The organism is Clostridium punense, assembly GCF_017874425.1.
In the GTDB taxonomy this organism is placed as follows: Bacteria; Bacillota; Clostridia; order Clostridiales; family Clostridiaceae; genus Clostridium_J; species Clostridium_J punense.
In genome coordinates, this window is the sequence record NZ_JAGGLL010000042.1 from 1 (window position 1) to 23,154 (window position 23,154).

Annotated in this window: 22 protein-coding genes; 6 read left to right on the forward strand and 16 right to left on the reverse strand. The window is 31.3% G+C overall.

Going from position 1 to position 23,154, the window contains the following annotated elements; genetic code table 11:
* Window positions 1-41 precede the first annotated feature (41 nt).
* From J2Z44_RS18410 to J2Z44_RS18420, 3 genes are all read right to left on the reverse strand, one after another.
* Window positions 42-869, reverse strand: coding sequence for an ABC transporter ATP-binding protein (locus J2Z44_RS18410; RefSeq protein ID WP_021282760.1), 828 nt, complete (start codon window positions 867-869; stop codon window positions 42-44).
* Window positions 869-1,798, reverse strand: a complete 930-nt coding sequence (locus J2Z44_RS18415) for an ABC transporter ATP-binding protein (RefSeq protein ID WP_021282759.1) — start codon at window positions 1,796-1,798, stop codon at window positions 869-871. The genes J2Z44_RS18410 and J2Z44_RS18415 overlap by 1 nt, the downstream gene beginning before the upstream one ends.
* 289 nt (window positions 1,799-2,087) lie before the next feature.
* Window positions 2,088-2,723: a flavodoxin family protein gene (locus J2Z44_RS18420; protein ID WP_021282758.1), complete on the reverse strand. Its 636-nt coding sequence runs from the start codon at window positions 2,721-2,723 to the stop codon at window positions 2,088-2,090.
* A gap of 270 nt (window positions 2,724-2,993) precedes the next feature.
* Here J2Z44_RS18420 and J2Z44_RS18425 point away from each other — a divergent pair, with 270 nt between their 5' ends.
* From J2Z44_RS18425 to J2Z44_RS18435, 3 genes are all read left to right on the forward strand, one after another.
* A complete protein-coding gene (locus J2Z44_RS18425) occupies window positions 2,994-3,335 on the forward strand; it encodes a winged helix-turn-helix transcriptional regulator (protein WP_021282757.1) in 342 nt (113 codons plus the stop codon).
* Between the two features lie 331 nt (window positions 3,336-3,666).
* Window positions 3,667-5,067 carry a PHP domain-containing protein gene (locus J2Z44_RS18430; protein ID WP_209649916.1) on the forward strand — a complete coding sequence of 467 codons (1,401 nt, stop codon included), beginning with the start codon at window positions 3,667-3,669 and terminating at the stop codon, window positions 5,065-5,067.
* 973 nt (window positions 5,068-6,040) lie between these two features.
* Entirely contained in the window at window positions 6,041-7,894 is a 1,854-nt protein-coding gene (locus J2Z44_RS18435; protein WP_021282754.1) for a P-loop domain-containing protein, read from the forward strand.
* A 273-nt stretch (window positions 7,895-8,167) separates the two neighbouring features.
* Here J2Z44_RS18435 and J2Z44_RS18440 read toward each other — a convergent pair whose 3' ends face one another.
* The 5 genes from J2Z44_RS18440 to J2Z44_RS18460 all read right to left on the reverse strand — a co-directional run bounded on the left by J2Z44_RS18440 (window position 8,168) and on the right by J2Z44_RS18460 (window position 12,781).
* The gene (locus J2Z44_RS18440; protein ID WP_209649919.1) at window positions 8,168-9,301 is read right to left on the reverse strand and encodes a sensor histidine kinase; all 1,134 of its coding nucleotides are present in this window, start codon (window positions 9,299-9,301) and stop codon (window positions 8,168-8,170) included.
* The gene (locus J2Z44_RS18445) at window positions 9,291-9,983 is read right to left on the reverse strand and encodes a response regulator transcription factor (RefSeq protein ID WP_021282752.1); all 693 of its coding nucleotides are present in this window, start codon (window positions 9,981-9,983) and stop codon (window positions 9,291-9,293) included. The genes J2Z44_RS18440 and J2Z44_RS18445 overlap by 11 nt, the downstream gene beginning before the upstream one ends.
* A gap of 20 nt (window positions 9,984-10,003) precedes the next feature.
* Window positions 10,004-10,714: a M15 family metallopeptidase gene (locus J2Z44_RS18450; protein ID WP_021282751.1), complete on the reverse strand. Its 711-nt coding sequence runs from the start codon at window positions 10,712-10,714 to the stop codon at window positions 10,004-10,006.
* Window positions 10,715-11,149: 435 nt separating this feature from the next.
* On the reverse strand, window positions 11,150-12,166 hold the full coding sequence (locus J2Z44_RS18455; RefSeq protein ID WP_021282750.1) for an aminoglycoside phosphotransferase family protein: 1,017 nt from the start codon (window positions 12,164-12,166) through the stop codon (window positions 11,150-11,152).
* A 60-nt stretch (window positions 12,167-12,226) separates the two neighbouring features.
* Window positions 12,227-12,781 carry a Type 1 glutamine amidotransferase-like domain-containing protein gene (locus tag J2Z44_RS18460; protein WP_021282749.1) on the reverse strand — a complete coding sequence of 185 codons (555 nt, stop codon included), beginning with the start codon at window positions 12,779-12,781 and terminating at the stop codon, window positions 12,227-12,229.
* A 261-nt stretch (window positions 12,782-13,042) separates the two neighbouring features.
* On the opposite strand from J2Z44_RS18460, the gene J2Z44_RS18465 reads away from it, so the two are divergent.
* Together J2Z44_RS18465 and J2Z44_RS18470 are read left to right on the forward strand one after the other, a co-directional pair.
* Complete coding sequence (locus J2Z44_RS18465; protein ID WP_021282748.1) at window positions 13,043-13,204, forward strand: hypothetical protein; 162 nt, start codon at window positions 13,043-13,045, stop codon at window positions 13,202-13,204.
* 304 nt (window positions 13,205-13,508) lie between these two features.
* Window positions 13,509-13,826 carry a hypothetical protein gene (locus J2Z44_RS18470; RefSeq protein ID WP_021282747.1) on the forward strand — a complete coding sequence of 106 codons (318 nt, stop codon included), beginning with the start codon at window positions 13,509-13,511 and terminating at the stop codon, window positions 13,824-13,826.
* A gap of 288 nt (window positions 13,827-14,114) precedes the next feature.
* Here the strand turns inward: J2Z44_RS18470 and J2Z44_RS18475 are convergent, their stop codons facing one another.
* From J2Z44_RS18475 to J2Z44_RS18505, 7 genes are all read right to left on the reverse strand, one after another.
* Window positions 14,115-14,258, reverse strand: a complete 144-nt coding sequence (locus tag J2Z44_RS18475) for a FeoB-associated Cys-rich membrane protein (RefSeq protein ID WP_021282746.1) — start codon at window positions 14,256-14,258, stop codon at window positions 14,115-14,117.
* A gap of 1 nt (window position 14,259) precedes the next feature.
* Entirely contained in the window at window positions 14,260-16,206 is a 1,947-nt protein-coding gene (feoB, locus tag J2Z44_RS18480) for a ferrous iron transport protein B (protein ID WP_021282745.1), read from the reverse strand.
* 386 nt (window positions 16,207-16,592) lie between these two features.
* On the reverse strand, window positions 16,593-16,808 hold the full coding sequence (locus J2Z44_RS18485) for a FeoA family protein (protein ID WP_021282744.1): 216 nt from the start codon (window positions 16,806-16,808) through the stop codon (window positions 16,593-16,595).
* 108 nt (window positions 16,809-16,916) lie between these two features.
* Window positions 16,917-17,660, reverse strand: coding sequence for an ABC transporter permease (locus J2Z44_RS18490; RefSeq protein WP_021282743.1), 744 nt, complete (start codon window positions 17,658-17,660; stop codon window positions 16,917-16,919).
* Between the two features lie 3 nt (window positions 17,661-17,663).
* Entirely contained in the window at window positions 17,664-18,377 is a 714-nt protein-coding gene (locus tag J2Z44_RS18495) for an ABC transporter ATP-binding protein (protein ID WP_021282742.1), read from the reverse strand.
* Between the two features lie 56 nt (window positions 18,378-18,433).
* Window positions 18,434-19,195, reverse strand: coding sequence for a MerR family transcriptional regulator (locus J2Z44_RS18500; RefSeq protein WP_209649923.1), 762 nt, complete (start codon window positions 19,193-19,195; stop codon window positions 18,434-18,436).
* 264 nt (window positions 19,196-19,459) lie between these two features.
* Window positions 19,460-20,206, reverse strand: a complete 747-nt coding sequence (locus J2Z44_RS18505) for an alpha/beta hydrolase (protein WP_021282739.1) — start codon at window positions 20,204-20,206, stop codon at window positions 19,460-19,462.
* 392 nt (window positions 20,207-20,598) lie between these two features.
* Between J2Z44_RS18505 and murC the strand changes: the two genes are divergently transcribed.
* A complete protein-coding gene (gene murC / locus J2Z44_RS18510; protein WP_021282738.1) occupies window positions 20,599-22,020 on the forward strand; it encodes a UDP-N-acetylmuramate--L-alanine ligase in 1,422 nt (473 codons plus the stop codon).
* Between the two features lie 494 nt (window positions 22,021-22,514).
* On the opposite strand, the gene J2Z44_RS18515 is transcribed toward murC, so the two are convergent.
* Window positions 22,515-22,943, reverse strand: coding sequence for a hypothetical protein (locus J2Z44_RS18515; RefSeq protein ID WP_021282737.1), 429 nt, complete (start codon window positions 22,941-22,943; stop codon window positions 22,515-22,517).
* Window positions 22,944-23,154: the final 211 nt, after the last annotated feature.

Here is a 23,154-nt window from a genome sequence, read left to right on the forward strand (position 1 = left end):
CCTACAAAAGCGCAAAATTAATGATAGGGCTTTAGAGGTAATTAATTCCTTAATTCACTTAGATGAAGTAAGTTAATTTTGTTGTAAAGTGGTGTAATACTTATAGTAACCTGATTTTGCTCTTCCTTTTTATTTATAAACTTAAATTTCTCTGATATGAATTTCTTGTAATCCTCATAAGAAATAAATTCTATCTTATAAGTTTTTTCTTCACTATGCTTTATTTCACTTGTAGCTTTTATAGCAATAATTTTTCCATCCTTTATTAGTGCAACCTTATCACAAGTATCTTCTACTTCCTCAAACATATGACTTGACATAAAAATTGTTTTCCCTTTGTTCTTTTCTTCATTAAGAATATCTATAAATTCCACTCTCATTAATGGGTCAAGACCTGTGGTTGGTTCATCTAAAATAAGGATTTCTGGATCCCCCATAAGTGCTGCAACAATAGCAGTTTTTTGCTTCATTCCTTTAGACATCCTTTTTAAATTAGCCGTTGGATCAAGTTGTAACTTCTCAATTAAACTCTCAGCATAAGTCATGTCCTTAAGTCCCAATAATTCAGCCTGATTTTTTAGAAATTCACTGCCTTTTGCTGCATCTGGAAAGGCAATTTCTCCCGGAATATACCCAACATATTTTTTTATTTCAGCAGCACCGCTCCAACAATCCATTCCTTTTATAGTTGCTACTCCCTTTTGCGCTTTTAAGAATCCCATCAAATGACGAATAGTAGTAGTTTTTCCTGCTCCATTTGTGCCTACAAACCCAAATACTTCTCCTTTTGTTATAGAAATATTGACATCAAATATTCCTCGCCCTTGTCCATAATCTTTTGTCATATTTTTAATTTCAATAATTGACATTATTTATGCACTCCTTCAATATCTATATTTCTATCATAAAATTTCATAAAGTAATCTTCTAATGTGAACTTTATTTCAGATATAAATTTTAAATCATAATCAGCTATTATACTCATGAAATCATTTATATCTCTATCATTAATTTGAATTTTAACCTGATTTTGCTCAGATTTTTCTTCTATTGTACTAAGTTTTTCTTCCTTAACAACGTTGCTTTTAAACTTCTCAAAATCTTCTTTAGTATTAAATTCAAGTTTAAAAGTTTTTGTTTCACTGTGCCGTAGATCATCTGCAACAAAAGTAGATATTAATCTTCCATCCTTAATTATTGAAATTTTGTCACAGGTAGCATCTATTTCAGAAAATATATGGCTTGATAATAGAATTGTTTTACCTCTTTTCTTTTCTTCTTTAATAAATTCAATAAATATATTTTGCATTATAGGATCAAGGCCACTTGTAGGCTCATCAAGAACAAGAACATCTGGATCATGCATAAAAGCAGTTACTATAGCAAGCTTTCTCTTCATTCCTAGGGACATTCTTTTTAAGCTACCTAATGGATCAAGTTCAAATTTATTGATTAAGTAATTTGTATGAGTCATATCCTTTAATCCACGCAATTCTGCCATCATATTAATAAACTGTATTCCAGTTAATGCTTCTGGTAATGCAATTTCTCCTGGCAGATAACCTAAGTTTTTTTGTATTTCACTTGCTTTTTCCCAACTATCCATGCCATTTACATAGGTGTGACCTTTTTGTGGTCTGGAAAATCCCATTATATGACGAATTGTAGTTGTTTTTCCTGCTCCATTTGGCCCTAAAAATCCATAAACTTCACCTTGAGCCACACTAAAAGAAACCTCAAATACACCACGATTATATCCATAATCTTTTGTTAAATTTTCAATTTGTAGCACTGACATAGTTAAGCCCCTTTCAAATTTAGTTCTACTATCTAATTCATTGTATCCTCTTATTTTGTTTCTCTTAATTTAATTAATTCAATTAACATATGTATATTATAATACTCCTATTAACTTTATCAATTTACAATTGAATAAAAAGTTTTCAGATTCAATTGGATTTCAAATTAGTTGAATGTATTCTACAATTTCAACTACAAAAATAGACTTAGGCAAGTCATGTCAATGCCTAAGTCTAAACCTCTTATCTCACTCATTATAATTTTTTTAATGCCTTTACCTTCATAGCCTATCTTATAAAGTTGGTAAATATTTTATCTTCTCTTTGATTTTCCTTTACATTGCTTTTACCTGAATGGATAGATTTTAAAATCCATGCCATATTCTTTCCTAGTACACTCATAATTTGCATTCCTTCTTCATCCTGTAATGCTTCTCCAGGATTTCTACCATGAATTACATTCCAATAATTCGATGCTGGCATCACCATCTCTGAATAATTGATATAATTATTCAACTGTTCAAAGGTTGGAACACCGCCTGATCTTCTCACAGCAACAACACTTGCCCCTACTTTATGTCTAAGCATGCCGTTATTTACAGATGCAACAAAAAACGCACGATCTAAAAATGATTTCATAGTCCCTGCAATGGCTGAATAATGCACTGGTGATCCTAAAATAATTCCATCAGCTTCCTTCATCTTTTGAATCCAATCATTAACCTCATCATTCTTCATAACACATCTTTCATTCATGTTTCTACTGCATCCACCGCAATCCATGCATCCACGTATTATCTTATTTCCAACATGAACAATCTCCACCTCTATATTCTCTTTCTCTAACTCTGCGGCTACAGCCTTTATTGCCTCATAAGTGTTTCCATTTTTTTTAGGACTTCCATTAAAAGCTACTACTTTCATATACATACCTCCGTATAATTTATTTTCAAACATACGTTTATTATATTGCTCAATAATCAAAGTGAACAGTACGCACTTTTTTGTTAGATTACTTACCTCTAAGTAAGATTTACCGTAATACCTATATTAGTATAAAAAATCTTTCTTCATAAAATATATGTTTATTTTAAACTATTGATTTGATATTATGAAGATAATTGGCATATATTGCAACTGTTATGTCTATATGCTCAAGTTTTATTAACGATAAAAATAAAGGTAGGTAACTAAATGATAATATATAATGATAAGAAATATGTGTGCTTATTAGACTTTGCAATGGATTTTATTAGGGGCAAATGGAAGGCTGTCTTATTATGTCATTTATATGATGAACCAAAAAGATTTTTGGAACTTCAAAGAATAACTAAAGGAATAAGTCAAAAGGTATTGAATGAGAAGCTTAAAGAATTAGAAAATGACGATTTAATAAATAAGGAGATTTATCCCGAAATTCCACCAAAAGTTGAATATTATCTTACTGAAAAGGGAAGAGACCTTACTAAAATCATTAAAGAAATTGAGTCTTGGTCTATTAAATATTATTCTCACTTAGACAGTGGATGCAAATAACCTGATGTAATATATTGGAATTGCGTTATTAATCGTTTCATCAATTATTGAGCCCATTAATTATGGTTAAAAGTTATTTTTGATTGATGCAGATAAAAGTGGTACAAACTTTATAATAAATGAACTTACTCATTATTTAATATAGATTCTAAATAACAATGCGGTGTAACTTGATAGCTACACCGTATTTTTTATAATTTAGTTGGGTATAACATGATATGTAATTATTTTAACTTAGTCCTAATTTACTGCCCTTAGATAACCTTTCTATATTATATTTTTATTGGATAAGTTGTTTAAGTCTATACTATCTAAAAAGGAAGTGGCTATTTTGTTTAAGAGAAATAAAGGAATCATAATTGCGTTGTCTTCAGTAATGATAATTACTGCTACATTTTCAACCGGAACAAGTTTTGCTATGTCTCCTAAGAGAAATGCTGATTATTTTATCTTGAACCCATATGAATCTGTAGACTGGAATACCTATGGTCAATATAAGGCAGGTTTCCATGCTCATACTACTGAAAGTGATGGATGTAATACCCCAAAGGAAATGATTGAAGATCATTATGCAAAAGGTTTTGATGTTCTAGCAATTACGGATCATAACTTTACAAATACAACCTGGGATAGAACTGACAGACCAGAAGATAAACCCTATTTAACTCCAGAGCGCTTAGCCGAAATTAATACTGGGATAGGTAGAAGCAACAGAGGCATGTTAGCTGTTAAATATTCTAACGAGCAGTCAGCAGCAAATCATATCAATACATTCTTTGCAGATTACAATAACAAACCAGGAGATACTTTAGAAGAGATTATTGCTCGTACAGAAGAGTTAGGGGGAATTTCTCACCTCAATCATCCAGGTCCATATACCGGTGGAAGTAGCGATATAGTTAAAGGAGAAGCCCTTTCAAAAGATCCAGCTATATATAGAAAATATGTTGATTTATTTAACAAATATAAATCACTTGTAGGTATGGAAATTGTTAATGAGAAAGATGTAGACTCCTTAAGCGATAGAATACTTTGGGATAGTATTCTTTCAGAAACAATGGCTGTAAGAAATCCTGTATGGGGTTTTTCAAATGATGATTCCCATTATATTGAAGCAACTGGCTTTAGTTATAATATGATGTTAATGCCAACAAACAATGTAGATAACCTTCGTAATGCTATGGAAAAAGGAACCTTCTATTCAGTTGGAAAAATAGCAAAACGAGAATTAGGACCTGACTTTAAAGCTGAAGGCCCCACTCCAATAATTAGTAATATCGCAGTGAATCAAGAAGAAAATTCTATTACTATTTCAGGTTCTCATTATAATACAATTCAATGGATTGCTAATGGGAAAGTTATTGCAACAGGTAATACTATAGATTTAAATGATTTTGAGGATAAAGTTGATTCTTATGTACGTGCTCAACTTATAGGAAATGGCGGAATAAGCTTTACTCAACCCTTTGGAGTAAATAAATATACTATAGATAACCTTGAAAAATCTATAAAAGAAATGCAATTGAACAAAAGCATCAAGAAGCGTCTTATATCAAAGCTTAATAATGCTGAGAAATCAATGAGAAAAGGCAAAGATAATTATGTAGATTTATTAAGTGGATTTGCAAATGATGTAAAAGCTTTAGCAGGATCTCATTTGACTGAAGAAGAAGCAGATAAAATCACAAAAGCTGTAGATGAAATTATTTTAAATTTCAAACCTGAAAATTAAATTAAACCTTATGCGCCAATAGTTTATATTCAATTGGCGTTTTTTTGCATAATCCTCTGTTAAAGCTTAGCAAAAATATAAATTTAAAGTAATGAGCCAGTTATAACAATATCAAATAATGCTAGGTTTAATCCCTTTAATTCGAATGTATTCTATAACTTCAACTACAAAAATAGATTAAAGCTATCATTATCATTTACTTATACTACGTTTCTCCCTTTAAAATCCTAATTGTATTGCTAGTATTCTATCCCATATATTGACATGTTACTTATTCCCTGTTAATATATGTATATAAACTAAGAAAGTGAGGTAGACAATATGACAATTAATGTTAAGTTAAAACTGATAATTTCAGATTTTCTTTGTCTGCCTATAGACTTTCAAGGTGGTTTTTTATAATTATATCTAAAAGTCTAAAAAATATAGGGTAGGTTCATGCATAGATTAAGTCTTAACTTTATTTTCCTAGGGCTTCCACTTTGAAATAATTTTTTCATCACCACAAGCCTTAATGGAACCAAAGTATAAATATTGTATAAGTAAGTTTTCACTTTAATTTACTATATGCAAGGACTTTCTAACCTTTAGATGCCCTATTACTTAGGTAATTTCTCGCAGACTAAGCACTTCTGATTTTATCAGAGGTGTTTTATTTTTTCTTAATATAAGGCATCTTCAAAAATAAATAAGTCAGTATGTTTGTCTATTTTAAGTTATACTGCGTCAACAGAACCCTTAGATAGCGCTACTATCTGCGGAACCTGTTTCCTTGCCTAACTAAAAATATCCTTCACATCTTTGACTTGTTACTTATTTTCAGATGCCTAATTGTCATATATTTTTTGTACTAAAACAATTTATATTATTGAAAGAGGTGTTACCTATAGATCGTTTAAAGAAAATATTATTAGAAATTGATGATTGCAATGTATCTTATTATCGTAAAATTTACGAAGATAATTCTCATATTATGTCTCGTAAACTAGGCTGTACTCCACAGGCTAGCAGTTTCAAAAGAAAATTAGCTTTGCAATCACTTGTTAAAGGACCTTATTACTATCATAATGATATAGAGTTTAAATTTGATGTTACTCATAAGCTTTTACTTGAAAAACCAACTATAACGATTAAAATTCCTATATCTCATTTAAATCTTAAAAATATAGTTTCTTATTCAGAAGTTGAAAAATTAGCTATTGAAGATTATTGTCTTAGAAAACTTGGTTACTATATTAACTTGAAGAATGATGAATATTATAATCGTACCAAGGAAGCAAAAATTACAGGCATGCTTTATATTTATAATCCAGGTCAGGAGGTACTAAAACGTAATTGCTCTTTTCTATCTTCTCCTTGGAAGGATAGTTTTCAAAACCTTTCAAGTTTGGATTCATCAGAAAAAGATAAGCCTTTTGTGGAGGTTAAAACTCCCTCTAAAGAAGTTGAAGAAAATGAACTTGTTGATTTTTCAATAGATGATGATTATTTATGTATAATGATTCAAGCTCTACTTCCTATATATAAAGATAAAGAAAAGAAGTTAACCATCAATGGCAAGAAGGCTGCAAAGATGATGACTAGGGACTTACCCCTAATACTTGATGAATTTGTGGATAACTTTGATAATGTTACCTTAAATAAGTGGCTCAAAGTAGCTTCAATCCAAGAGGAAATCCGTAGATTCTTGGGTGAAAACTCCTACTGCTCTTTTGTAGCTAATGGAAGTATTTTGCCTCGTTTCAAGGGAACGGAGCTTCCACAAGAAAACTCCTTACCATTTAAAAGTCCATTGGAGGATGAAGTAAAAATTCCCCTTAGTGATGGCGATTCTATTACTGGAATGGCAGTTAAAAAAGGTGTAACCATTATTACTGGCGGTGGATATTCTGGAAAAAGCACCTTGTTGGATGCCATATCTGTTGGAGTTTATAATCATATCCCTGGGGATGGACGCGAATTTGTAATAACTGATGAAACTGCTATAAATATATCAGCTGAGGATGGCAGATCAATTCAAAACTTAGACTTATCCCCTTTCATAAAATCCTTGTCTACAGTAAATGTAAAGTCCTTCTCGACAGATCGTGCAAGTGGGAGTACCTCACAAGCTGCTAACATTATTGAAGCCATTAATTATGGTTCAAAGCTATTTTTGATTGATGAAGATAGAAGTGCTACAAACTTTATGATAAAGGATTCTAGAATGAAAAAGCTTATAAAAAAAGAGCCTATAACTCCATTTACTGATAGGATTCGTGAAATGTTCTATTCAACTGGAGCCTCAACCATACTTGTTATTGGTGGAAGTAGTGAATATCTTGAAATAGCTGATAATGTAATTCTTATGGAAGATTTTACAGCTTATAATATAACAAAAGAAACAAAACTAATGAGCTTAGACACTAGGGAACTTGCTGTTGAAGAATCCTTAGGACCTGTGAACTGGTATCATCAGCGTAAGATAAAAAGCAAGGGCTTTACACCCTATCCTAATGACCTAGGAACTGAAAGATTTAATGTCATAGAAAAAGAATCCATTGCTTTAGGTGATGAAAAACTTGATTTGCGTATGTTGCCCGGAATAATTTCACATGCTCAACTGAATGCATTGGCCTATTTACTAAGATTTATAGAGCTTAAATCAACCTCCTTAGAGAATATTCATATTGAAGAATTAATTTTAGAAGTATACAAAGAAATTGAACTCAATGGTTTAGACTCAGTTTATCCAAATATCTTCTTAACTCAGCGTTGGCTTGAACTTCCTAGAAAAATAGAATTAGCCGCTGCTATAAACCGTATGCGAACTGTTGAGTTTTTATAATAAATCTTCTTCCAAAGTAGCTTTTCAAAATGAACTTGTCCATTGTTTAATATGCACTCTATATAAAAATAAAAGAGCGTAAAAAGACTTTTCGTAATAAAAATACGGTATAGCCACCTAGCTATACCGTATTTTTTATAATTTAGTTGGGTATGACATAATATATAATAATATTTACAACCTCTCAAACTAGTTTTATCATGGATTTATAAGAAAGTCTAGGTTGCTCTTAGGTACAGTTCTCTGTACCATTATTAAGTTCTATCTTTCTTTTTAATATTCATCAACTTTCATATCATACACTTGTTTCACTGGCAGTCTAACCTCAAATACAGTCTTATCATTGTTACTATATGCTGCTATGGTTCCTTGATGAAGCTCTATAATATTTTTTGTAATGGATAGCCCCAAGCCAGACCCACCTATTTTACTGTTTCTTGATTTCTCAACTCTATAGAATCTATCAAATATATATGGCAAGTCTATTGATGGTATAGATTGCCCATAATTTATAACTTGAATTACTGCCATATTCTCTTCAATTTTTGATGTTATATCAATATAAAAACCATCTTGACCATACTTTATTCCATTAGATAACAAGTTTTCAAAGGCTCTAACTAACTTTCCTGCGTCCGCATTTACTATTAACTTATCTTCTGAAAAATTAATTCTTGATTTCATGCCTGCAACCTTAAATTGATATTCAAAGCCTGCTACTACCTGACCTAATAAATCCACTAAATTTATATCAGTTTTATCTAGATTAATAGTGTTATTCTGCATTTTAGTAAGTTCAAATAAATCATTAATAAGCAAACTCAAACCTTTTGCTTTTTCAAAGGCTATATTAGCATAATATCTTAGTGCTACTTCATCTTTATACTTATCACTATCAATTATCTCCAAATAACCTATTATAGAAGTTAACGGAGTTCTTAGATCATGGGAAACGTTAGTTATTAAGTCACTCTTAGTTTGTTGAGCTTTTCTTTCTTCTACTGTTATTTCTTTAAGTTGCTTCGATATATTATTTATATTTTCTGCTAAGTTCCTAAGATCACCTTTTGCTTCAACTTCGATTACTCTATCTAAGTCGCTATTAGCCATTATTTCTGTTTCGTCTATAATAGCTGCAAGACTCTTATATTTTCTATATTTTATAAGTAATAAAAATCCAGCAAATAACAATATTTCAACAATTATATAGGCACTTTCCCCATAATCTCTTTGATTCAGAAATCTGAAAATCTTAAAAATATAATTAACAAGCTGAATTTTGGTGTATTCATATAAATAATTTAATACTTTATTACTTATAATCAAAGTCATATAAGTTAATAATGCTGCACCTGCTATCTCCACTAGAGATAATAACCAATATTTATATAGCCTTTTACTTTTCAATTTTATACCCAACTCCCCATACAGTATGAATTACTTTACTTCCATTCATATTATGTTCTATCTTATCCCTTAGCCTACTCATATGCACCATAACAGTATTATTAGACTGAAAGTACCGTTCTTTCCATACCTTTGCAAAAATCTCCTCTGCACTAAAAACTCTTCCTCTGTTTGTAGCTAATAAGTATAATATTTCAAATTCTCTAGCAGTTAAATCTATCTCCCTATCCTCAATTGTTACCTTATGTTTTCTCTTATCTATAACCATTGATTCAATTCTTATCAAGTCCTCTGAAATTTGCATTTTAGTATTTAAAAAGTAAGCTCTTCTAAGCAATGCCTTTACCCTAACAATAAGTTCCAATTGGTTGAAAGGCTTACATACATAATCATCTGCACCTGTTATAATGCCTTGAATTTTATCCATATCCTCAGCTTTTGCACTTAGCATAAGTATTGGTATGTTGTACTTTTCTCTTACCCTTCTGCATACCTCAAACCCATCAATCCCTGGCATCATGATATCTAAAACTATTAAATGAATTTCTTCCCTATCCAATGTATCTAAAGCATCTTCTCCACAGCTTTCCTTAAATACATTATAACCTTCATTTCTGAGATTTATTTCTAATAAATTTCTTATTTCTTTTTCATCGTCTACTACAAGAATATTACTATTCATTTGTTCCTCCAATTATATAATTATTTATTTAGATACTCCTCTAATGTAAGCTTATTATCGTAAATATACTTAGCCGCTTCTTCTCCAACATATCTAATATGCCAAGGTTCATATTCAATTCCTGTTATATTTTTCTTTCCATAAGGATATCTTATAATAAAACCAAATCTATGGCAATTTTCTGCAAGCCAATCTGCTTCTTTTGTTCCTTCTACAAAATATCTATCGTTATTTGTAATATCCATACATAATCCCGTTTGATGTTCACTAAATCCTGGTTTAGCCACATAGGCATCTGCAAGTTTCTTCCCTTCTGCTTTGACCCTATTGGTATAGGTCTCCTTTTGTGATTTATATGATCTGTATCCTGAATTACCAAACAATACTATACCTTCATCTTTTGCTGAATTAAATAACCTCTCCAATGGATTTACAATAATGCTTGCTACATGCTTTTCTTCCTGCTCTACCCCATTAGCAAATGGTACATTGGGTATAGTTAATTTTTCTGGTTTATAACCTTCACTTAAACCATATTCGCTATTTACTAATATGAGTTTTGTTGTTTTACTAACATTATTTTGATTTACTGGCTTATATTTTTCATTGAGACTAGATTCGTGTCTGTTTTCATGTCCGGGATTTTGTTCCGTAACATTATACCTCATCGTATAAAATATTCCACCGACTATTGCAATAAATACCAAAACTTTTTTAAAAGCCTTTTTCATATCTTTACCCCTCTTCTAATAATATAATTTCATTATAGAGGGATGACTTTACGATACTTATAAGAATTCCTTACGGAATCTTAAGTTTTAAATGGTGGAAATTTTTTATCTCCTAGAGTCATACGAAAGGAAATGGCTAAGTTAAAAAAATTATGTAGGTTCATGTATAAGTTAATTCTAGGCTTGACACCTATAAAAAAACAGCCGTGATGAGAGTTGCCTCATTCACGGCTCGAAATAGTACTTTATTCATATAATGGTTATGCCACAAAACTAGTATTACCTATAATCTATATTTAAAGAACAATATATTAGTATTTTTATATTTATTCTCACTACATGCAGTATTTAAACTTATGGTAAATACTTATTGTAATTTAACCATATCCTATAATTAAATATATCATAAATTACCTTTGTAGGTTTTTCCTATTATTATAATAATTCATTATTTAACCACATCTCTACTTCTAAAATCATAGATGCATAATGTTTAATAGAATTTATTGTTTCAGTGACTTGATTAGTCCCCATATTCTGCTCTTCTTTATCTGTACATTCAATCAATAAAGACCTTTTTAAGTTGTACTCAAGCCAACCTAGTTTTCCTGAAAAACCATTTAATAAGACTATTCTCCAATTTGAATCTAAAGCTCCAAATATATTTTTATACGCTCCTATAAATTCCAAAAATCGTTTTTTATCAATATCTCCCGTTTCACTTTCAGACCAGTAAATTGCAGTTTCAATCAATTCATGCATAGGGTTTACAAAGCCGGCACTTTCCCAATCAATAATAATTGGAGTATCTTCAATCCACATAACATTTTTAGGATCTAAATCTCTGTGGCTGATTATCATTTTTGAGGAAAGTGTCTTTGCTGATTCATTAGCCTCGGTTGTCCACTTGTAAAGATTATTAATATTTTCTCTTAGTATGCTAGTCCATTCTAAATTACTTTCCTCGCCCATGTTTAAATAACAATTCCAATTTATATCCTCAATAGCATGTCCAGAATTATTACTAATCTCTAACTGAGAAAAGTTAGTGCTATGAATATTAGCAAGTGTTTCTCCAATTTTTATGCAATGAATGTTATTAATCTCTTTTGCCTTCAGACTTCTCCCCTCTACCCAATGAAAAACAAGAAAGAACTGCCCGTCCACTTCTTGGATGGAACTTCCGTTGAAGATTATTGCTGGAAGTGCAGAAATCTTACTACTAGCAAGATTAGCAATCCTCTCTGAATTAATAGTATTCTTCATTGCTGTAGGCCTAAGCATAATTTGAGGATTTAACGCTTTAACTGCATATTTTCCTTTTGTAGTTTCAACTGAAAACATTCTGTGTAAAAATCCCCCTGATATTGCTTCAGGCTCCCTAACTAGCTCTCCTAATTGCATAACTTTACACAACTTCTCAAAGTTCAGATTGTATTTTAAATTCCCCATATAATATATTTCCTTTCAAACCCACTATAAAACTACAGTAAGAAATTTGTACTTCTCTAATTAATCCATTATAGTGATGATATTATCTTCAATTATTATGGCTTGATTATCTGTTAATTTGATAGTAGGGCAATCCCTTGTATCTACACATCCACATGCTGTGCCTACTTCTTGGTGAACATTTAGTATGCAATTTATATATCCTAAATTCTCTGGTAAGTTTTGAGCTAAGGCAACACTTCCAGCACTAACCCCTACATATACTCCCCCATTATCTAAAAACCTCTTTAATGGAATGCTAAATTTCACGTCATTCATTCTGTCTAATAAATGTTCTGTAGTTCCCCCACAAACATATATAACATTAAAATTGCAAATCTCATCACAACTTATAATTCTATCTAAATCATAGGTAACTATATTACTTTCTAAAACACCTGCAATTAAAAGATCCTCTTTACACAAAGGAACAACTACCTTAGCATCTTCAGTTATTGCGGCTGTTGGTATAAACATAGCTTTAATTTTATCACTTGGTAACTTCACTAACTCCAAAACCTTTTTCTCAATATTTCTATTTGTAAACCCTGTTGATGTTAGCATTAATTTTTTCATATTTGCCCCCAATTGTATTTAACTCCAAGTTAAACTTACTCTTATGAAAATTATAACATATATTACATACTCTGTATTATTATTATATATGTAATAATTATTTCAATCTTTAAATTGTAAAATGCTATATTAAAAATTAACTTTATGATATACTGTCTAAGTAAAATAATCCGTAGAAGTGGATGGCTACGGTGATTGTACGTTTTCCCACCTTGGGCTATTGGTGAATTTTCATCATAGCTTAAGGGGGTGGTGTTAGGTATGCTTGAATTAGTGATTATAAGCTTAGTTGTTCTTTGCTTTATTGCAATGCTGTTAAACCATAATCTTTTTATTTCGACCATAAAAATCAAGGCTAAATTTCTTGGTTTGGACATAGAAATTAAAAGCAAAGAAAAGAACACTCCATCCAACAAAGATTAGTGTTCTTTTCTTGAGATAATATTCTATATCTAATAGCCCTAAAACTAAAAACGTTCTAGGATAGCTTAGTGTTAGCCGCACTAAGCTTTTCTTATTTATATTATATCGTATAGTTTTTAAAAATAAACCTATAATTTTGTACCAATTAACTCATTGTAGTTTTGCAACTGATGAATTAACTACCTTTAAAATAGGTTTTTGTTAAAATTACTTTTACTTTTTATCTAGGCTTATACTTCACTTATATTTTGTATATTAACCCACCTATCTCCTCATAATAATCTTGAGAGGTGGTGAGTCTTACATGAAGAAGTTTTTTACCATATTTATAATTCTACTGTTCTTATCACTTAATACAATTAATGTTATACATGTATCCGCAGCTAATACTTTTAAAGAAGGGGTTTATAAGGCAGCTGACTTTAACTTTTCACCAACAAATCTTTATTCTGTTCAAAACATTTCTCCAACCGATGATGTTTACTTACAGCTTTTCGACGAAAATCAAATAATAATACAATCTATAAGATTGACTCCTAAGTCTGAAAAGTTTAATCTAATTTCTCTAAAGCCAACCTATAGAATAGTTATAGTAGGCAATGGTCAAGTATACATATCTTGATGGACACTGAAATTGGTGTCCTTTTTTAATTTATATCCTTAGCCTTTACTTCTACTCCTTAATAAAGCTTTTCAGCCTCAAAAGTTATCTTATTATAGATATTTATTGATTTATTGATATAAATAAATCTTCTTATATTGTTATATTGATAAGAAGATATAGTGTTCATGCGGGTTTCAGCAATTTTCACGGCCTTTACAATCAAAATAAGAGATGAAGGTCCTAATCATACAGATTGGTACTTTCATCTCTTTACTTAAACTTTAATTCTTGATCTGCATTATAAATTTATTGATTAACCCTACTACACTTACTTTTATCGGAGCAGCTACTTCCACAGCTACACTTATTGTTTTTAGTATCACTATAAACCTTTTTAAATGCGAATCCAAAGATGGCTAGAAAAATTAATCCAACTATTATATTTCCCATATTACGCTTCAACTCCTAACTGAATTCGTTTTGAATCGGACTTTTTAATTGTTACGAAAACATAAACTGCTGCTACAACAGCTATTATTATAGCAGGTATAAGTCCTGTTGCAGGTTTTCCATAAACTATTAAAGTTCCTACTTGAGATATAACCATTGCTAAAAGATAACCCATACCAAATTGGAACCCTAAAGCTCTAAATAACCATTTCTTCGAGCCCATTTCTGAGTTCATAGCTCCAATTGCCGCAAAGCAAGGTGGTGTAAATAAGTTAAAAGCAAGATATGCAAAAGCAGTTACTGGAGTAAAGAATTCTGTTAAAACTCCTCCTGGTAAATGTAATGCTTCCTCTGAAGCTACAGCTAATAATACTGCAATGGTAGCAACTACATTTTCTTTTGCAATAAAGCCTGTTATTGCTGCTGCTGCAAGTTGCCAGCCTACCAGTCCTAATGGAATTAAAATTGGAGCAATTATTGTTCCAAGGGAAGCAAGAATACTTGAGCTTTGATCTTCTACTGGCTGTAGATTCCAACCATAAGCTTGTGCAAACCATACAAAGGTATTGCAAACAAGTATAATAGTAGTAGCTTTATAAATAAAGCCTTTTGCTTTGTCTATCATTTGTAGAAAAGCATATCTTAAACTTGGTACTTTGTATTCAGGTAACTCCATTATGAAGTAAGAAGAACTTTCCCAAACAAAAATCTTCTTAAGTAAAAGTCCGCCAATTACAATCATAACTATAGCTAGTAAATATACACTTGCTCCTACCCAAGAATTCTCTGGGAAGAATACCGCTGTGAAAAGTGCAATAATTGGAAGTTTTGCACCACAAGGTACAAAAGGAGTAAGAATTGTAGTCATTCTTCTCTCGTTAATATCTTCTATAGTTCTAGTAGCCATAACCCCTGGAATGGCACAGCCTGAACCAACAATCATAGGTATAATTGACTTTCCTGAAAGCCCAATTTTCTTAAAGAATCTATCCATTACTATGGCAACCCTAGCCATATATCCACAATCTTCAAGTAGTGATAAGCAGAAGAATAATACCATAACTAAAGGTAAGAATCCTATAACTGCTCCTACTCCACCAATAACACCATCAACTATAAGAGCTTGTAATAATGGAGCAACTCCTAAGCTTTCTAAAAATCCATTGGCTGCATTTGGAACAATTTCTGCAAATAGTACCTCATTAAAGTAGTCTGATAAGAATCCTCCTAGTCCATTAATTGAGAAAGAGAATACAGCCCACATTATTGCAAAGAAAATTGGTATTCCAAACCACTTATGAGCCACAACTCTATCTACTTTATCTGAAAAGTTGACCTTTTTCGCATCTCTTTTTTTATCTAAACTCTTATTAACAATACCATCTACTAGCTTTTGTCTAGCAATGTCGGAGTCTTTATCCGCAAGTTCTAATATCCCTTGTGGTTTCTTTTCTTCCCCAACCTTTATTGCTTCATTAATTAAATCTAATAAACCTTCCTCTGAAGTAGCAGTGGTATTAACTACTGAACAACCTAGTAATTTACTTAAGGCTTTTAAATCAATTATGTCTCCTCTTTTAGAAAGAACATCACTTTTATTTACAGCAATAACCACTGGAATTCCAAGTTCCAAAAGTTGAGTTGTAAAAAATAAGCTTCTACTAAAGTTAGCTCCATCTACTATGTTAATAATTACATCTGGTGCTTCTTCTAAAATAAAATCCCTTGTGATTTTCTCCTCACCACTAAAAGGTGAAATAGAATAAGCTCCAGGAAGGTCCACAATTTTTATGTTTCTACCCTTTGAATTATATTTCTTCTTAAGTTCCGCCTCTTTCTTAGCTACAGTAACACCGGCCCAGTTCCCTACTGCCTCTGTCTTTCCTGTAATAGCATTATACAAGGTGGTTTTCCCACAGTTAGGATTTCCCGCTAATGCAATTTTCATTTTAATTCCCCCTTTGAAAATTTATATTCGATATTGATATTCATTATCACTCAATATGTAAAATAAAAGGTGCTATTTTTTTGGATATTCAGGCTTCAACTACTTGAAATTAAATTCAATCCTTCCAACAGGCCATTGAAGTTAATTTCATATAAAAGCCTAAAACATCTATTTAAAAGCAACAACTTTAGCACAAAAACTTTAGTGTTAAAGTTATTGCTTTTCTACAGCACATTAAAATCTTAAGTACAAAATTTTATTTTATAGATTATGCATTATCATAAAGGCAATGTGTTAAACAATAGACCCATGACTTTAAAACTAAATTTATAGGTCTAGTGATAGAACTGAAATCTAGTTGCTCAATATACTTCTAGGGACTTAAGCTATGCCTCAAGTACAATGGCTTTTGCCATGTTCTCATCTAGTGCATATCTACTGTCTTTAATATTAACGATATAATTTCCTGCTAACTTAGATATAAGAGTAATCTCTTCTCCTTGAAAACAACCTAGGGTAAAAAGAAACTTTTGTATCTTTTCTTTTCCTTCCACCTGTTTAATATTAAATGTTTCACCGATTCCTGCTTTTGATAATAACATAATTTTTTCACCCACTTTTAATAATATTGAATCTTATTATCTACTGATAAATAATATCATTTACTCAAGAGTTTGTCAATATAATCCCACTATTTTCTAAGGATAATATTATTCCCATCTAAAAAACCTTAATGATATTATAGTGCAAACTATTGCCAAAACTATCATAATAACTACGGGAATCAATGTCTCACTAATAGATACCCCAACAGTGGCTGCTTTTAACAGCTTTATTCCATAGGTCAGCGGTAAAACTCCAGCCACCTTTTGCAACACTGAAGGCATTACTTCATAAGGTAGAGTTGCTCCAGAAAAAATTAGCATAGGAAAGTATAGTAAACTTGCTATAGTACCTGCAATCTTCACATTAGCTGAAATTCCCCCAACCATTATCCCAATACTGAACATAGATACCATAACCAAAAAGTAAACGCTTAAAAAATTTACCACGGACCCCTTAAAGCTAAAATTAAAGAAAATCCATGCGGTGAGATAAACAAGTACAAGTGAAGTTACAGCATAAAGCACGTAGATTGCTAGTTGAACAGCTAATATTAACACTGGACTTATTGGTGTAACTTTAAATCTTTTTAATATTTTTCTGCTCCTATAGTCAGATACTACCAAAGGAAGTCCCATAACCCCTCCAGCACAGATAGCTATAACAGCTATTGCCCCAAAAGATTGCTCAAAGAACGAATAGTTAGCCCCTTCAAAGGCTGGCTTGTTTCCATAGGTACTTCCGAGGATAAATACCATTACAACAGGCAAACATATGCCAAAGATAAACATATCCATTCCTCTTAAGGATAATTTGATTTCAGTTTTAAGCATTGCTATAAATGTTTTCATTACTTATTCCTCCCCTGCATACCAAAGATAAGCATCTTCAAAGTTTTCAAATGGGCTTGAAGCTATAGCCTCTGAAATAGTACCATAAAATACTACTGTGCCTTTTTTTAGAATGGCGACTTTATCACATAAAATCTGAACTTCATCCATATAATGAGAGGTTAGAAAAATAGTGATCCCCTGACTTTTTAATCCTGAAATATACTTCCATAAATCTCGTCTTGCCTTTGTATCAAGCCCTGTAGTCAATTCATCTAAAAATACCACCTGTGGACTAGGTATTAATGCAAGTACAATAAAAAGCCTTTGCCTTTCTCCCCCAGATAAATCTTTAACTTGTCTTTGCAATTTGTCTTTAAGCTTAAAAGTTTCTATTAGTTCCAGATAATCCCCAGGTGATTTATATAGGGCATGAGTAGTCTCACAAAGCTCTGAAACAGTAATTTTTTCTTGATAACTTCCTTCCTGAAATTGAACGCCTACCCTTTGAAATAGCTTTTTTCTGTGTTTTATTGGGTTCATTCCCAATATAGCTACTTCTCCAGCATCTAGACTTTTAGTTCCTAGAATACACTCTATGGTTGTGCTCTTACCAGCTCCATTAGCTCCAAGAAGCCCAAAGACCTGTCCTTCCTGCACTTCAAAACTTATGTCTGAAACAGCAGTAGCACCCCCATAGCTTTTTTTTAATCCTTTTACCTTAATAATTTCCTCCATTGTGATACCTCCTATAACTTTCTTATAAAAGAATAACACCAGGTTAAACACTGGTGTTAAAATGGAGGGTTTTTAAAATATTCAATTTGCAATTCTTTCAATTGACCATGAATAGCCTTTGCATTCACTTCAGCTGCCTGCAAAGATGTGAGAAGTTTATCACAAATAGAAACTATGTCCTCTTCTATCTTTGGAGTATTTATTACTTCCTTTATGTCAACTTTTTTCCCTTGAGATAATTCCTTTAATAAACGTAAAATTGAGTTTAAAGAGTAATTAGCACACCTAAGAACCCTAATAATTTTCAATATTTTTATATCTGAATCCTTATACACTCTGTAGGAATTACTTTTTCGCTTTATTGTAATTAGTCCGTTAAGTTCCCAATTCCTTAAAGTATCCATGGTAATATTCAAGTACTCAGCAGCTTCTTTTCTTGTAAGCTGAGTTGGACTATCTTGCTGATCATTATCAGATAGTATCTCCGTAACAATGCTAATTGCCTCTTCTGCCTGATTTTTTTCATATTGTATACTTTCTATATACTTCTCTGTAAGTTCAATAGCCTTACTATACTCTTTTAAGGCGGCTACTTTTATAATTGTAACTGCTTGCTTTCTTAATCCATTCTGCAATACCTCTACCTGTAGAGCAGTTCTTGCCAACTTTAAATGATCAATATGCAACTTATTAAAAACTCTATATCCATTGGGCAACCGATCAGGTTTTGGAATTAGCTTTAAATCTTCATAAAGACGTACAGTGTTTGGATGAATTCCTATTATTTTCGCAACCTCTGAAGTTTTATAAGTTTCTATAATATCATCTCCTTCCTTCACCTTTAATGGTAAATCAAAATAAAAGTCTGGTGTCTTAATGGAGGCTTTTTGGTAATGAAGCTTTTTTATAATCCTCAATGCAAGCTTTCAAATATAATAATGAACTTCATTTATCAATCACTTTAAGGTTTCATATATTATCAATGCATAATTTTTCATGAATTTATTTTAAGCAAGCAACTCCACTAGTAAAAAACAGATTATTTAAAAATAAAATTAAATAATCTGTTTTTTTATAATATGTTATTGTAGTTTCTCCAAAAGTTTTATAATGTACTCTGATGCCTCTCTCATTTGTTCCTCATTTGTTATAGTGGCATCTCCATCCCCCTTTTGATGTCCGTAATCTCCAAAGCCTCCATGATTTCCACCTTTTAGTTCTATAAACTCTGCGCTACTTGGCATAAGCTTATTAGCTTCTTTAACCTTATTTAAATCTGCCACTTTATCATTACTTCCCCATAGAGACAAGACTTTTATATCACTTTTACTAAAATCTTTACTACTTTGAGGGTATGAAGCTAATAGCACTAGTCCTTTTATTTCGTTATGCTCATAGGCATAACTTGCTGCCATAACTCCTCCTAAGGAATGTCCTCCTATAATCCAAGTATCAACCTCTTTATACTTATTTATTATGCTATCTGCTTTGTTTGGAGATAACACTGCTAAATTAAAATTCATTTCAGCTATTACAACAGTATATCCCTTTGATGCTATTTCTTTTGCTATAGGTGCATATGCTGAAGCCTCTACTTTTCCTCCCGGGTAAAAAATAAATCCTATGTTTTTCTTATTTGATACTGGAGTAAATAAAATATCTCCATTCTCTTCTACCTTAACTACAGAATCTGACTTTAGAGTGCTTAAGGCTAATGTACTAGCCTTATAATAGAAACTTACATAAATAAAAAATGATGATGCTATCATTATTAAGAAAATAGCAATTCCTGTAATAATCTTAAACCTCAAAGACTTTTTTTGCTTCATTTGAATCTCCTTTTTAATACCTATTTTATATCTCTATTATATATTTTAAATATCGAATTAGTGACTTTTTACTTAATAACTTCTAGTAAAGCTTTTAAAGTTAACACTCATAAAAAGGTTATATATGTATTAGGTAATGCACCTCCATTATTTAGCACTCACCTTGAGGTAAAATGTTCCTCCATTTCTGTATTTTACATGATAAAATTCAATATATCACTACTAAACATCATCTTTATATAGCGTTTATGGAAATAATAGTAAAATAATGTTATAATTAATTTATAATTGTAATTTCATATTAAGGCTACTTTATTTCTCATAGGTAGTAGCTTAAAGAGTTTATAAATCATAGTTTTGTTTAAGTAATACGATAACGGGAGTGAATTATATTGGATAATAAAATAAAAGTACACTTTATGGGAATATGCGGAAGCGGTGCTGCACCTATAGCAATCATAGCAAAGAATAGTGGATTTCAGGTTTCTGGTTGTGATTTAAATGCGTCAGGATATTATAAAGATGCTCTTTCAGAAAATGGTATAGAAATTTTACAGGATCATGATTTAAGTCATATTGAAGATATTGATATTTTAGCTATATCACCTGCCATTTTAGATATTTCCCCTAATCATCCTGAAATAGTGGAAGCTAGAAAAAGAGGAATTTTAATGACCTGGCAGGAATTCTCTTCAAAATATATACAAAATGAAAAGTTTCTTATTTCCATTGCAGGTACCCATGGCAAATCTACAACTACAGTTTTAATGGGACTTGTTTTAGAAAATGGAGGACTTGATCCAATTGTGGAAGCTGGAACTACCTTTAAGAAATGGGGTGGCGGCTACAGGCTTGGAAAATCTGATTACTTTGTATGTGAAGCTGATGAGTTCAATAATAATTTTTTAAATTATAGTTCTTCAATTGCTATAATAAACAATGTGGAGATGGATCATCCTGAGTTTTTTAAGGATATAGATGAAGTTAAGGCATCCTTCAAACGTTTTATAAAGAAACTTAAAGGTCCAAAAATTTTAATTGTTAATGAAGATAGCTTACCTATTGGCGAAATATTATTTGAATTAAAGCAATGGCTGAAGGATGAAGGAGTAAAGGTTATTGGCTATTATATAGATAACAAGATAAACTTCCCCTTCCACTCAGAGTACAAAGCTGAATTAATTTTAAATGCTCCTGGTTATTCTTCATTTAAAGTACTAAGTAATCATAAGGAATATAATTTTAACCTTGGCTTGATAGGTAAACATAATGTAGAGAATTCTTTAGGGGTACTAATTGCAGCCTTAGAATTAGGTGTTGACGTGGATTCTATAAAGGATTCCTTTGAAAGTTTTAAGGGGATAGGTAGAAGACTAGAATTAATAGGAGAAGTTCATGGAATTAGTATTTTTGATGACTATGCTCATCATCCTACTGCTGTTGCCACTACATTAGATTCCATTAAACTTAGTTATCCTGATAAGAAGGTGTTTGCTGTTTTTGAGCCTCATCAACTTTCAAGAGCAAAGCTATTTTTCAACGAGTTTGCCGCAGCACTCGAAAAAGCTGACAGAGTAATCATTACTAAACCCTTTTTAGGAAGAGAAGCAAACAAGAATCTAGAGCCTGTTGATTTTGACCTTCTATGTTCTAAAATTGGTAATCATAAAGCAGAGCATATAAAAACCTCTGATGAAATCTGCAGTAAAATCCTTAATGAAGCTAAAAGTGGAGACATAATCATAGTTTTTGGAGCAGGTGAATCCTATAAATTATCTAGAGAAATAATTAATGCACTAAATATAAAATCATAGTTCGTACTTGTTTTCCTAGCAATATTGAAGATGAATAAAATAAATTACGTCTGTAAACCATGTCCTAAAGGATAGTTAATATCTTTAATAATGGTTGTTTAACAATATTTTTAAAACTTAAGTTTTGTGTCTTCTTTAAGTGAATGATATACCAAGAGAAATTGTTTATGTGTAACAAATTTCATTTGTTTAATCAAAATCTGCATGCAAAGTTATTAAGGAAAATGAACTTATTCATTATTAATGAAATTAGAGTTGGATATGGATGGTATTAATCTCTCACCAGCATCCAACTCTAATTTTATAAAAACCTTATTTAAGGCATCTTCAAAAAATAAATAAGTCAATCTGCTCGTCTATTTTGTGCTATACTGCGTCAACAGAACCCTTAGATAGCCCCACTATCTGCGGAACCTGTTTCCTTGTCTGCACAAGCTTGCTTGTGAACACAAAATATACTTCACATCTTGGACTTGTTATTTATTTTCAGCTGCCTAATCTAAATTTATTTGTCCATAGTGTTCCCCATTACGCTTCATAATAGCTGTCTTTTCACTAATCCAATGGATTGTAAAATACCCACTAGAAAAGTTATTTAGCCCATCAATTCTATTCCAATTCACTGGCTTTTTAAATAAAAAGTACTTTTTTTCATATAGGGTGCTATATCCCCCAAGCAAGAAGGATTTTTCAACAATCACCACTGTATTAGTTTTCTCTGGTGAAGTGAAGTATATTTCTTTTTGATTCAAAAAGATTAGTGGATCCATTATAACAGCAAGTGAAATTAGAGTAAAAGCAATATAAGCAATTGTTTTATTCCATATTTCCTCTCTAACTACATAGGAAGTAAATAAATATAAACCTGCTATAATTAATCCAGCATCTGTATAATTGCCAATTGGTGATAATTGAAAAAACAACCTAAGGATTGTAGTGACTATTACAATGATTATATAAATCCTAACTATAGTCTTAAATAAACTTTTTCTATTTATAATAATCCCTCCATATTTCTAAGAACTACCACTTGAGTTCTATAATTATACCATATCTGAAAAATTACTAGTATTATAGTTTTATATAGGGTTCATTGATGGAATTTCAACATATTCATCTTCATAACCTCTTATG